This is a genomic window from Paenirhodobacter sp. (genome assembly GCF_041916475.1).
In the GTDB taxonomy this organism is placed as follows: domain Bacteria; phylum Pseudomonadota; class Alphaproteobacteria; order Rhodobacterales; family Rhodobacteraceae; genus Rhodobacter.
This window is the reverse complement of record NZ_JAYRZN010000007.1, coordinates 21,861-34,235: the sequence shown is the minus strand read 5'-3', so window position 1 is coordinate 34,235 and position 12,375 is coordinate 21,861. Positions and strand designations below refer to the sequence as shown.

Below are 12,375 nucleotides of genomic sequence, written 5' to 3'. Positions count from 1 at the left end.
CTACATCGGCCCATCCAGCTCGCTCGCCCGGCGAAAGGCCGGGCGGGCGGCAAGGCGCTCGCGATAGGCGAGGAAGGCGGGATGCGCGGGCAGGCCGCCGAAGCTCAGCGCAAACATCACTTGCGAGCCGACATAGACATCGGCCGCGGTGAACCGCACCCCGGTCACATGGTCGTGGTCCGTGAGCCAGCCCGCCAGCGCAATGACCGTGCTGTCATAATCGCCGAAGCCCACAGAGCGGCGCTGCTCCGCGCTGGGCTCGAAGCCGAACATCCGCGCCGAGATCGCCTGCTCCAGCGGGCCCGCGGCAAAAAACATCCAGCGCAGGTAATTCGCCCGCTCCGAGGGCAGCGGCGCCAGCCCCGCCTCCGGGCAGGCCTCCGCCAGGAAGGCGCAGATCGCGGCGGTTTCCGTCACCACCTGCCCTTCAGCGACCAGTACCGGCACCTTGCCCATCGGGTTCAGCGCGCGGAAGGCGGCCGATTGCAGCGGCGCGCCATAGTCCATCACCTCGGTCTCATAGGGCCGCCCGGTCTCCTCCAGCATCCAGCGCGCGATGCGGCCGCGCGATTTGGGGTGGGTGTAGAGCTTCAGTCCGGTCATCGCTGCCTCCTCAGTCCTGCAGATCGCCCCGGCGGAAGGGGCCGAGCGCATCCAGATCGGCGATCTCCTCGGCCACCGCGGCGCGCTCCTCATCAAGATACCGCGCCACCGCGCGCCGGAAAGAGGGATTGACGATCCAGTGCAGCGAGCGCGTCGGCACCGGCATATAGCCGCGCGCGAGCTTGTGCTCGCCCTGTGCGCCCGCCTCCACCCGCGCAAGGCCCTGCGCGATGGCCCAATCCACCGCCTGATGGTAGCACAGCTCGAAATGCAGATAGGCGTGATCCTCCAGGCAGCCCCAGTAGCGGCCATAGAGCGTATCGCGCCCGATCAGGTTCAGCGCGCCCGCCACCGGAATGCCATCGCGTTCCGCGAGGATCAGGAGCACATCGTCGCGCAGCGCATGCAGCGTATCGAAGAAGGCGCGGGTCAGGTAGGGCCGGCCCCATTTGCGGCCGCCGGTATCCTGATAGAAGGCCCACATCGCCTGCCAGTGCTCCGGGCGGATTTCGCTGCCCGTGAGCGCGCGGATGCGGCCGCCGAAGGCCTGCGCGCGTTCGCGTTCCTTGCGGATCGCCTTGCGCTTGCGCGAGGCGAGCTCGGCCAGGAAATCGTCGAAACCGGCATAGCCGCGGTTCGTCCAGTGGAACTGCTCGCCCATGCGCGGCAGCCAGCCGCGATCCGCGCCCGCTTCCGCCTCGGCCTCGGTACAGAAGGTAATATGGGCGGAGGAGAGCCCCGCCTGCTCCGTCACCTGCGCCATTCCCTGCAGGAGCGCCGCGCGCCCCTCCGCCTCATGCCCGGGGCGGGTGAGCAGGCGCCGCCCCGTCACCGGCGAAAACGGCACCGCGCATTGCAGCTTCGGGTAATACTGCCCGCCTGCGCGCTCGAACGCCTCGGCCCAGCCGTGATCGAATACATATTCGCCCTGGCTGTGGGATTTGATGTAGAGCGGCGCGACCGCGATCACCGTGCCGCCTGCGCGCGCGACCACCGGCCGCGGCGTCCAGCCGGTGCCGGGCCCGACGGAGCCGGAGCGCTCCAGCCCCGACAGGAACTCATGCGTGGTGAACGGGTCCAGCGCCCGGCCGCTCAGGGCCTCCGGGCAGGCGCAGGCGTTCCAGTCGGCCGGGGCGATCTGTGCGACGCCCTCGGCCAGGGTGATCTCGATACCGCTCATGGCGCGCATGGTGGCCCGCGGCGCCCCGGCGTCAAGCCGGGATCGCGGCGGGGTAGCCCTCGAAGGTCACATTCGCGGCAATGGTGCGCGCCTGTGCCTCGGCTTCGGGCGAGCGGATCGTCCAGCACAGGATCGCAGCACCCCCGGCCTTCAGCTCCGCCACGCGCGGCGCGCGCAGGTCCGCGGCCTCATGCGAGATGAAGGCGCAGCCCAGCCGGTCGTAATCCGGGATCGCGCGCAGCCGGTCGCGGATGGCGGGGGTCAGCGCGGTCCAGTCCGGCCCATAGGCGGAGGTGGTGAGCCCCACCGCAACCTTCGGCGCCGCGCGCCGGAAGGCCTCCACCGCATAGGGGTTGAAAGACATCACCGCCAGCGGCCCGGCATAGGCGCGCAGCACATCGGCCGCGGCCGCCTCCAGCCGCCCGTCGGTCGGGCCCATGCCGCCGTCCTGATCCTTGATCTCCACCAGCAGCGGCACCAGCCCCGCGACCAGCGCCACCACCTGCGCCAGCGTCGGGATGCCTTCGGTGCCGCCCAGAAGCGGGATCCGGCCCAGCTCGGCCGCGCTCAGGGTGTTGATCTTGCCCGGCCGGCCGGTCAGGCGGCGCAGGTCGTAATCATGAAACACCATCGGCACGCCATCGGCCGAGGGCTGGATATCGCATTCGATCGCATAGCCCGCAGCAATCGCCGCGCGGATCGCCGCGAGGCTGTTCTCCGGCGCGCCGGGCCCATGATAGGCCCGGTGCGCGATGGGCAGGCGCAGGAAATCCGGATGCAGCATCACGCGATCTCGAAGATGGCCTCGATCTCCACCGCCACGCCGAAGGGCAGCGAGGCCGCCGAAACGGCCGAGCGCGCATGCCGCCCGGCATTGCCGAAGACCTCGACCATCAGATCGGAGCAGCCGTTCACCACCTTCGGCTGATCACCGAAATCGGGCGTGGAATTGACGAAGCCCACCAGCTTCACCACCCGCGCGACCCGGTCCAGATCGCCCAGTGCGGCCTTCGCCTGCGCGATGAGCGAGAGCCCGCAGCGGCGCGCGGCGGCGGCGCCGTCCTCGGCGCTCAGCCCGGCGCCGAGCTTGCCGGTGATGAACCCGTCCGGCCCCGCGGAGACCTGCCCCGAGACGAACAGCTGCTTGCCCGTGATCACATAGGGCACATAATTCGCCGCCGGCGCGGGCGCTGCGGGCAGCGTGATGCCCAGTTCCGTCAGGCGTGCTTCGATCCGGCTCATGATGACCTCCGTCGTTGGTTGCGCCGACGCTAGGCCCCCCGGCCGCGCCCCGCAAGCCCGGAAGCGACGGTTCCGCCCCGGTTTCAGGCGACCATCTGCTCGGCCCGCTTCAGGTCCACCGAGACCAGCTGGCTCACGCCCTGTTCCTGCATCGTCACCCCGAACAGCCGGTCCATCCGGCTCATGGTCACGGCATGGTGGGTGATCACCAGGAAGCGGGTATCGGTGCGCCGGGTCATCTCGTCCATCATGTCGCAGAACCGGGTGACGTTCGCGTCATCGAGCGGCGCGTCCACCTCGTCCAGCACGCAGATCGGCGCCGGATTGGCCAGGAACACTGCGAAAATGAGCGCAAGCGCGGTGAGCGTCTGCTCGCCCCCCGACAGCAGCGAGAGGGTGGAGAGCTTCTTGCCCGGCGGCTGGCACATGATCTCCAGCCCCGCCTCCAGCGGATCGTCGGATTCGATCAGCATCAGCTTCGCCTCGCCGCCGCCGAACAGGTGGGTGAACAGCGTGCGGAAATTCTCGTTCACCTGCTCATAGGCGGTCAGCAGCCGCTCGCGGCCCTCCTTGTTCAGCCCGGCGATGCCGGAGCGCAGCTTGCGGATCGCCTCCTCCAGGTCGGTCTTCTCCTTCGACAGCGTGTCGAATTCGGTCTGCACCTCCTGCGCGTCTTCCTCGGCGCGCAGGTTGACGGCGCCGAGCGCCTCGCGCTGGCGCTTCAGCCGGGCGACCTCGGTCTCCAGATCGGCGACGGAGGGCACCGTGCCGGTCTCGCCCAGGCTGTCGCGCAGCGCTTCGGGGCTCATCTCGGCGGCCTCGCGGATGCGCTCGGCGGCGGCGGCCTGGGTGGCGCGGGCGGCTTCGGCGCGGGCCTCGGCGCGGGCGCGGGCCTCGCGGGCCTCGCCCGCCAGGCGCTCGGCCTCGCGTTCGGCGAATTGCGCGTCGCGCAGCGCGGTTTCGGCTTCGGCCAGCCGGTCCGCGGCCAGGCCCCGGCGCGTCTCGGCGGCCTCGATCGCCTCGGCCAGTTCCTCGCGCTTCGCGGCCAGCTCCTCGGGCGCCTCGGCAGCGTCCGAGAGCTCGTCCACCGTCTCCGCCCGGCGCGCGGAGAGCTCGGCGGTGCGCTTTTCCGCCGTCTCCAGCCGGTGGCGCCAGCCCGAAAGCTCCTTCGTCACTTCCTGCCGGCGCTTGGTGCGGGCCTCGCCCTCGCGGCGGATCTCGTCATGGGCGGAGCGGCGGGTGAGCATGGTCAGCCGCGCGGCCTCGACCGTCATCTTCACCGCATCCACCTCGCTGCGCGCGGCGTCGAGGTCGGGCAGGGCGGAGAGCTGCGCCTCCGCATCGGCCAGCGCCAGCCGCGCGGCGCTGGCCGCCTCGGCATGGCGCTTCACCGCGAGGCGCGCCGCCTCCAGCTTGCCCGCCGAAATCGAGCGCTCCGCCTCGGCCCGCGAGAGCGCCCGCCCGGCATCGGCCAGCCGCTGATCGGCGCCGCGCCGCGCCTCGCGGGCGCGGGTATCGGCGGCCGAAGCATCGGAGAGCGCGCGGGTCAGGGCGTCATGCGCGCTGCGTGCAGCCCCGGCGCGGTCTTCGGCTTCCTCGAGGTCGCGGCGCAGCTCCGCAAGGCGGTTGCGCTGCTGCAGCCGCAGCGCGGCCGCCGAAGGCGCATCCTCGGCGCGGGTGCCATAGCCGTCCCACCGCCACAGATCGCCCGCGCGCGACACCAGCCGCTGCCCGGGCCGCAGGAGCGGCTGCAGGCGCGCGGCCTCTTCGGGCGCGATCACCCCGATCTGCGCGATCCGGCGCGCGAGGACCGCGGGCGCCGTCACATGGCGGGAGAGCGGCTCCACGCCCACAGGCAGCGCCTGCGCCGCATCGTAATCGGGCAGCAGCCTCCAGCCCGAGCCCTCGGTCACTTCCGGCGCGCGCAGGTCGTCGGCCAATGCGGCACCCAGGGCCGCCTCATAGCCCGGCGCCACCTCGAGCCGGTCCAGCAGCTGGTTGCCGCCGCCCGCATCGCGCTCCACCAGCCGGGCCAGCGCACCCACCTCGGCCTTCAGCGCGCCCGCCTCGCCCTCGGCTTCGGAGCGCGCCGCGCGGGCCGCGGATTCGCGCTGCTGCGCCTCGGCGCGGGCCTCCTCGGCGGCGGCCAGCGCCTCCTCGGCGGCCTCGGCCATCGCCATCGCCTCTTCCTGCGCCTCCTGCGCGGTCTCATAGGCTTCGGCGGCGGCATCCAGCGCCTCGCCCGCCTCCTCGGCGGCGCTGGCGGCGCGGCCCGCCTCCGCCTCGGAGCGTTCGGCCGTGGTGCGGCTGTCGGCCAGAAGGCGCTGCGCAGCGCCATGGCGCGCGGCCAGCCGGGCAACGTCCTCTGTGCGCTCGCTCAGATGCGCCTCGCGGTCGTGCAGCACTTCGGCCGCCTCCGCCGAGGCCTCCGAGGCCGCGGTCAGCTTGTCCTCATGGCCCTCGGTCGCTTTCGCCAGCTGATCGAGCTCCCACTCCAGCCGGGCGATGGTTTCGCCCGCATCGCGGTTCAGCCCGGCCTCGCGCTCCATGTCGCGGTCCAACTGCGCGATCCGCCCCTTCAGCGTCTCGATCCGCGCCAGCGCCTGGCGCTCCTGATCCGAAAGCGCCTCGCGCTGGATCGTCAGGCGCTGCAGGATCGCGCCGGCGACGGCCTCCTCCTCGCGCAGGGGCGGCAGCGCGGCCTCGTGGTCTCCCCGGGCCTTCGCGGTGGCGCGGGCCTGGGTCTCGGCCTGGGCCGCCGCGGCAATCAGCGCGCGCAGCCCGGCCTCGGCCTCCGCCCGCGCAGCCTCCGCCTCGCGCCAGCGGGTGAACAGCAGCAGCCCCTCCGCCCGGCGCAGATCGTTCCCGATCTCGCGGTAGCGCGCCGCCTGCCGGGCCTGGCGCGCTAATGTGGCGAGCTGGCCGCCGAGCTGCTCCAGCACGTCATCCACCCGCAAAAGGTTCTGCTCCGCGCCATTCAGCTTCAGCTCCGCCTCATGGCGGCGCTGATACAGGCCGGAAATGCCCGCGGCTTCTTCCAGGATCCGCCGCCGGGCCTTGGGCTTGGCGTTGATCAGCTCCGAAATCTGCCCCTGGCGCACCAGCGCCGGGCTGTGCGCGCCGGTGGAGGCATCGGCGAACAGCATCTGCACGTCGCGCGCGCGGACGTCCTTGGTATTGACCTTGTAGGCCGAGCCCGCGTCGCGGGTGATGCGGCGCACGATCTCCACCGTATCGTGCTCGTTGAAGCCGGAGGGCGCCAGCCGCTCGGTATTGTCGATGCTGAGCGACACTTCCGCGAAATGGCGCGCGGGCCGGGTGGCGGCGCCGGCGAAGATCACATCCTCCATCCCGTCGCCGCGCATCGCGGAGGCGCGGGTCTCCCCCATCACCCACCGCAGCGCCTCCAGCAGGTTCGACTTGCCGCAGCCGTTCGGCCCCACGACGCCGGTCAGGCCGTCATGGATGACCAGATCGGTCGGGTCGACGAAGCTCTTGAAGCCGTTCAGGCGGAGGCGGGTGAAACGCAAGCGGGAGGTCCTTTCGGGGCGGAATGTGCAAATTTCCGCCGCGGGCGCGGGCAAGTCAACCGCAACCCCCACGATTGGGGGGCATCATGGCGCTTATCCACAAGATATGCGCGGGTTTCAGCCATGCAGGATTGCAGCTTGCGCCTATGTCTGGGCGCTCTAGTTTGGCGCCAAACTCAGGAGGTCATGATGCTGGTACCTGCCTTTGCCATCATTTTGCTGTTTCAGCTCGCGGGCGAGGTGATCTCGCGCGCGCTGCATCTGCCGCTGCCGGGCCCGGTGCTGGGCATGGTGGGGATGGTCGTCGCGCTCACCAGCTTCCCGCGGCTGTCGGCGATCGTCACGCCCGCGGCGCAGGGGCTGCTGCGCTATCTGTCGATGCTGTTCGTGCCGGTGGGGGTCGGGATCGTCGCGAACCTGCACACGATCGAGAGCCATTGGCTGGCGATTTCGGTTTCGGTCGTGGTCTCCACCCTGTTTGCCATCGTGGTCGGCGCGCTGACCTTCACCTGGGTCGCCCGCCTGACCGGGAGCCGCGCCGATGACTGATGCGTTCCAGATCTGGTCCTATCTCGCCTCGCAGCCGCTCCTGTGGCTCTGCGCCACGCTGTTCGCCTACTGGATCGGCGATGCGCTCTTCGTGAAATCCGGGCGCAACCCGCTGGTGAATGCGGTGGTGATCGCGGTGGCGCTGCTGGCCGCGCTGCTGGAGCTGACCGGCACCAGCTACGAGAAATACTTCGCCGGGGCGCAATTCGTGCATTTCATGCTCGGGCCGGCGACGGTCTGCCTCGCGATCCCGTTGCAGGCGAACATGATGGCGATCCGGCGCGCGCTGCTGCCGATCGCGGCGGCGCTGGTTGCGGGCTCGGTGGCGGCGATCGGCTCGGCGCTCGGCATCGCCTGGCTGCTCGGGGCGGATCATACGCTGCTGGCGACGCTGGCGCCGAAATCGGCCACGGCGCCGGTCGCCATCGGGATCTCCGAAGGGCTCGGCGGGCAGCCGACGCTGACCGCGGTGCTGGTGATCCTCACCGGCATGATCGGGGCCATCTTCGTGACCCCGATGCTGAACCTGATCGGGGTGCGGGACTGGCGCGCGCGCGGCCTTGCCACCGGGGTCGCGGCGCATGGTATCGGCACGGCGCGGGCGTTCCAGGTGCATGATACGGCCGGGGTCTTCGCCTCCATCGGCATGGGGCTGAATGCGGTGCTCACCGCCTTCCTCGCGCCTCTGGTGATGCGGCTGTTCTAATACTGACGCGGCGGGCGGGCCTTGTAGACCGGGAGCTTCCAGCCCCAGAGCAGCGTCCCCGCGCGCAGAACGAAGGTCACCGCGCCGCAGCCGATCATCGCGGGCGCGCCGCCAAAGCCCGCCCACCGCAGGAACAGCGCCGCCGCCGCCCCGGCGAAGGCGCAGGTGAGGTAGAGCTCGCCCTGCTTCAGCGTGAGCGGCACCTCGTTGCACAGCACATCGCGCATCAGCCCGCCGACCGTGCCGGTGATCACCCCCATCACCAGCACCACCACCGGCCCGTGGCCCATCGCCATCGTGGCCGCCACGCCCGCCGGCACCGCCACCGAAAGCGCCAGCGCATCGAGCCAGACCAGCACCCGGTAGCGGCTCTCCAGCCGGTGCGCGGTGAAGAACACGATCACCGCCGCCGCCGCGATCAGCACCACATATTCGGGCCGCGTCACCCAGAACACCGGCAGCCGCCCGATCAGCACGTCGCGCACGGTGCCGCCGCCGATGGCCGTCAGCATCGCCACGAAGATGAACCCCATGAGATCGAGCTGGCTGCGGGAGGCGACGAGCGCGCCCGTCAGCGCGAAGATCACCACCGAGGCGTAATCCAGCATCGCAGCCACAGGCATCAGCGGCAGGGCAGTCAATCCGTCCATCGGCTCCTCCTGCGCGGCAGGTTATCCGCGCCGGGCCGGCCAGTCACTTGGTCTTGTAGGCACCTGACCTTGTGGTCACTTGGTCTTGTAGGGCGCCATTCCGGCGCGGGCCAGCTCATCGGCGCGTTCGTTCTCGGCGTGGCCGGCGTGGCCCTTGATCCATTTCCAGGTCACCCGGTGGCGCGCCTGCGCGCTGTCCAGCCGCTGCCACAGATCCACGTTCTTCACCGGCTTCTTGTCGGCGGTGCGCCAGCCGTTGCGCTTCCAGCCGTGGATCCAGCCGGTGACGCCGTTCTTCACATAGGCGGAATCGGTGGTGATGGTGATCTCGGTGTCGCGCGTCAGCGCCTCCAGCGCGTTGATCGCGGCCAGAAGCTCCATCCGGTTGTTGGTGGTATCGGCCTCGCCGCCGTTCAGCTCGCGCTCCTTCAGCACGGCCGCGCCCTCCATCGCCCGCATCAGCACGCCCCAGCCGCCGGGGCCGGGGTTGCCAGAGCAGGCGCCGTCCGTCCAGGCATAGAGCTCAGTCATGCAGCCCCACATGGCCCGGCAGCGCCGCGATCCGCGCGATCCAGCGGTTGATGCCCGGGAAGCGTTCCATCTCGAAGCCGCCGCGGCTGCCCGCGGTATGGGTGTAGCCATAAAGACAGATATCGGCGAGCGTGGGCGCATCGCCCGCCAGCCAGTCCTGCGTGGCGAGGCGCTGCTCCATCACCGCCAGATTGGCATGCCCTGCCGCCAGCAGATCGGCCAGCCGCTCGGGCGTCGCCTGCGCCTTTCGGTGCGGATAGCACAGCAGCGCCGCGCGCACGGCCACGGTGCCCTCGTGCTGGTTCTGCTCCCAGAACATCCACGACAGCATCTGCGCGCGCGCGAACGGGTCGGCGGGCACGAAGCCGGTGCCTTCGCCCAGATAACACAGGATCGCATTCGATTCCGGCAGCAGCCGGCCATCGTCCAGCTGCAGCACCGGCGCCTTGCCGAAGGGTAGCGCCCCGCTGACCTTGGCCTCATCGAGCGCGGCCGACTGATATTCGACATCGGCCATCTCGACCTGCCGCCCCAGCAGCGCCAGCAGCAGCCGGACTTTGTAGCTGTTGCCCGAACTGGGCATGGAATAGAGCTTCATGAGGCCTCCCGCAGCACCCTTGGAACCTTGAATTCGATATCTTCACGCGCGGTTTCCACCAGCTCCACCGTCACATCATAGCGGGCGCGGAACGCGTCGATCACTTCGTTGATCAGCACTTCGGGCGCAGAGGCCCCGGCGGTGACGCCGACGGCGCGGATGCCTTCGATCGCGCGCCAGTCGATTTCATCGGCGCGGCCTACCAGCTGGCTGTAGGCGCAGCCCGCGGCGCGGCCCACTTCCACCAGGCGGCGCGAATTGGAGCTGTTGGGCGCGCCGATCACCAGGAGCGCGTCGATCTTCGGCGCGATCGCCTTCACCGCGCTCTGGCGGTTGGTGGTGGCGTAGCAGATATCCTCGCGCCCGGGCCCGATGATGAAGGGGAAGCGGGCGCGCAGCGCCTCCACGATTTCGGCGGTATCATCCACCGAAAGCGTGGTCTGGGTGATGAAGGCGAGCTTTTCCGGATCGCGCGGGGTGATCGAGGCCACATCGGCCACGGTTTCCACCAGCAGCACCTCGCCTTCGGGCAGCTGGCCCATCGTGCCCAGCGTCTCCGGGTGCCCGGCATGGCCGATCATCACCATCTGCAGCCCGTTCTGATGGTGGCGCGCGGCTTCGTTATGGACCTTGGTCACCAGCGGGCAGGTGGCATCGACCTGGATCATGTTGCGCCGCGTGGCCTCCTCGGGCACCGCTTTCGGCACGCCATGGGCGGAGAAGATCACCGGCCGATCGCCCGGGCATTCGTCCAGCTCCTCGACGAACACCGCGCCCTTTTCGCGCAGCCCGTCCACCACGAATTTGTTGTGCACGATCTCGTGGCGCACATAGACCGGCGCGCCCCATTTCTCGAGCGCCATCTCCACGATCTTGATCGCCCGGTCGACACCGGCGCAGAATCCGCGCGGCGCCGCGAGGTAGAGGGTGAGGGCTGGTTTCATCATGCTCTCCTTGCCAGCTTCATCACCTAATGCGCCGCGGCGCGCGCGTCCAGTGCACAGACTTATCCGACACAATCGGTCCTTTTTGGTAATGCCCGTGAATTTTTATTGCGCGGCGATGCGCGATGTCCTAGGGACAATGCAATTGCAGCATTACCGAGGATGCCGACTCATGGCCCACGATGGCACCGACATGTCCGCCACCGTCCTTCTGCCCGACCTGCTGGCGCTGAGCGAAGCGGCGCTGCCCGAAATCACGGCGCTGGTAGCGGAGGCGACCGAAGCGCTGCGCGCGCGCGTCAGCCAGTCCGGCAAGGTGTCGAATGCGGCGCTGGAGGCCGACCAGTTCGCGGCGCATGCGCTGTCCTGGCTCGCGACCTATGAGCAATCGCTGCTGCAGCTGCGCGGCTGGGCCGGGCGGGTGGCCGAGGCGGGCGGGTTCGGCCCGATGGAAGGGCTGATCCTGCAGATCGGTTTCGGCGAATACCTGAGCCAGATCGCGGGCGGCATCCCGATGAGCCAGGGCGAGATCGCGCGGCTCTCGGATCTCGGGCTCGGCTGGACGCCGGGGCCCGCTGCGGCGCAGCTGATGGCGCAGGGCAACAGCTCCGAGGCGCGGATGGCGCTGGTGGCGCTGATGCAGGAAAATCAGGGCCGGGCGCTGTTCGGGGCCTCGGGCCTTGATGAAGACCTGGAAATGATCCGCGACCAGTTCCACCGCTATGCCGAGGAGCGGGTGATCCCGAATGCCCATGAATGGCACCTGAAGGACGAGCTGATCCCGATGGAGATCATCGAGGAGCTGGCGGAGCTCGGCGTGTTCGGCCTGACGATCCCGGAGGAATACGGCGGGCTCGGCCTGTCGAAGGCCTCGATGGCGGTGGTGACGGAGGAACTCTCGCGCGGCTATATCGGCGTCGGCTCGCTCGGGACCCGCTCCGAGATCGCGGCGGAGCTGATCCTGTGCGGCGGCACCGAGGCGCAGAAGCAGAAATGGCTGCCGGGCCTCGCCTCCGGCGAGATCCTCTCGACGGCGGTGTTCACCGAGCCGAACACCGGCTCCGATCTGGGCAGCCTGCGCAGCCGCGCGGTGAAAGACGGCGACGACTGGGTGGTGACCGGCAACAAGACCTGGATCACCCATGCGCAGCGCACCCATGTGATGACGCTTCTCGCGCGCACCGACCCGGCCAGCACCGACTGGCGCGGGCTGAGCATGTTCCTGGCCGAAAAGACCCCGGGCACCGATGAGACCCCGTTCCCCACGCCGGGCATGACCGGCGGCGAGATCGAGGTCCTGGGCTACCGCGGCATGAAGGAATACGAGCTCGGCTTCGACGGCTTCCGGGTGAAGGGCGAGAACCTTCTGGGCGGCGAGACCGGGCGCGGCTTCAAGCAGCTGATGGAGACCTTCGAATCCGCCCGGATCCAGACCGCGGCGCGCGCCGTGGGCGTGGCCCAGTCCGCCTGCGAGATCGGCATGCGCTACGCGATCGACCGCAAGCAGTTCGGCAAGTCGCTCATCGCCTTCCCGCGGGTGGCGGGCAAGCTCGCGATGATGGCGGTGGAGATCATGATCGCGCGGCAGCTGACCTATTTCTCCGCCTGGGAGAAGGATCATGGCCGCCGCTGCGACCTGGAGGCGGGCATGGCGAAGCTGCTGGGCGCCCGCGTGGCCTGGGCCGCGGCCGACAATGCGCTGCAGATCCATGGCGGCAATGGCTTCGCGTTGGAATATACCATCAGCCGGGTGCTCTGCGATGCGCGGATCCTGAACATCTTCGAGGGCGCGGCCGAAATTCAGGCGCAGGTGATCGCGCGCCGGCTGCTGGGCTGACTTGC

The 12,375-nt window shown here is 69.9% G+C and carries 12 protein-coding genes; 3 read left to right on the top strand and 9 right to left on the bottom strand.

Features of this window, described 5'->3' with window-relative positions:
• From ACOMG5_RS04340 to smc, 5 genes are all read right to left on the bottom strand, one after another.
• On the bottom strand, positions 1-603 hold the full coding sequence (locus ACOMG5_RS04340; RefSeq protein WP_420342560.1) for a glutathione S-transferase family protein: 603 nt from the start codon (positions 601-603) through the stop codon (positions 1-3).
• Between the two features lie 10 nt (positions 604-613).
• Positions 614-1,783: a GNAT family N-acetyltransferase gene (locus ACOMG5_RS04335; RefSeq protein ID WP_420342559.1), complete on the bottom strand. Its 1,170-nt coding sequence runs from the start codon at positions 1,781-1,783 to the stop codon at positions 614-616.
• Positions 1,784-1,814: 31 nt separating this feature from the next.
• Positions 1,815-2,567 carry a glycerophosphodiester phosphodiesterase family protein gene (locus ACOMG5_RS04330; protein WP_420342558.1) on the bottom strand — a complete coding sequence of 251 codons (753 nt, stop codon included), beginning with the start codon at positions 2,565-2,567 and terminating at the stop codon, positions 1,815-1,817.
• Positions 2,567-3,025, bottom strand: a complete 459-nt coding sequence (locus ACOMG5_RS04325) for a RidA family protein (protein ID WP_420342557.1) — start codon at positions 3,023-3,025, stop codon at positions 2,567-2,569. Before ACOMG5_RS04325 ends, ACOMG5_RS04330 begins: the two co-directional genes overlap by 1 nt.
• A gap of 83 nt (positions 3,026-3,108) precedes the next feature.
• Positions 3,109-6,555 carry a chromosome segregation protein SMC gene (smc, locus tag ACOMG5_RS04320; RefSeq protein WP_420342556.1) on the bottom strand — a complete coding sequence of 1,149 codons (3,447 nt, stop codon included), beginning with the start codon at positions 6,553-6,555 and terminating at the stop codon, positions 3,109-3,111.
• 189 nt (positions 6,556-6,744) lie between these two features.
• On the opposite strand from smc, the gene ACOMG5_RS04315 reads away from it, so the two are divergent.
• Entirely contained in the window at positions 6,745-7,104 is a 360-nt protein-coding gene (locus ACOMG5_RS04315; RefSeq protein ID WP_420342555.1) for a CidA/LrgA family protein, read from the top strand.
• Positions 7,097-7,810: an LrgB family protein gene (locus ACOMG5_RS04310; RefSeq protein WP_420342554.1), complete on the top strand. Its 714-nt coding sequence runs from the start codon at positions 7,097-7,099 to the stop codon at positions 7,808-7,810. The genes ACOMG5_RS04315 and ACOMG5_RS04310 overlap by 8 nt, the downstream gene beginning before the upstream one ends.
• On the opposite strand, the gene ACOMG5_RS04305 is transcribed toward ACOMG5_RS04310, so the two are convergent.
• The 4 genes from ACOMG5_RS04305 to ispH form a co-directional block, all read right to left on the bottom strand.
• A complete protein-coding gene (locus tag ACOMG5_RS04305) occupies positions 7,807-8,433 on the bottom strand; it encodes a trimeric intracellular cation channel family protein (RefSeq protein ID WP_420342641.1) in 627 nt (208 codons plus the stop codon). The two genes, ACOMG5_RS04310 and ACOMG5_RS04305, sit on opposite strands and share 4 nt — an antisense overlap.
• 102 nt (positions 8,434-8,535) lie before the next feature.
• Positions 8,536-8,991 carry a ribonuclease HI gene (rnhA, locus tag ACOMG5_RS04300; RefSeq protein WP_420342553.1) on the bottom strand — a complete coding sequence of 152 codons (456 nt, stop codon included), beginning with the start codon at positions 8,989-8,991 and terminating at the stop codon, positions 8,536-8,538.
• Positions 8,984-9,589, bottom strand: a complete 606-nt coding sequence (locus ACOMG5_RS04295; protein ID WP_420342552.1) for a glutathione S-transferase family protein — start codon at positions 9,587-9,589, stop codon at positions 8,984-8,986. The genes rnhA and ACOMG5_RS04295 overlap by 8 nt, the downstream gene beginning before the upstream one ends.
• Positions 9,586-10,536 carry a 4-hydroxy-3-methylbut-2-enyl diphosphate reductase gene (ispH, locus tag ACOMG5_RS04290; protein ID WP_420342551.1) on the bottom strand — a complete coding sequence of 317 codons (951 nt, stop codon included), beginning with the start codon at positions 10,534-10,536 and terminating at the stop codon, positions 9,586-9,588. Before ispH ends, ACOMG5_RS04295 begins: the two co-directional genes overlap by 4 nt.
• A 169-nt stretch (positions 10,537-10,705) precedes the next feature.
• On the opposite strand from ispH, the gene ACOMG5_RS04285 reads away from it, so the two are divergent.
• Positions 10,706-12,370: an acyl-CoA dehydrogenase family protein gene (locus ACOMG5_RS04285; protein WP_420342550.1), complete on the top strand. Its 1,665-nt coding sequence runs from the start codon at positions 10,706-10,708 to the stop codon at positions 12,368-12,370.
• The last annotated feature ends 5 nt before the right edge of the window (positions 12,371-12,375 follow it).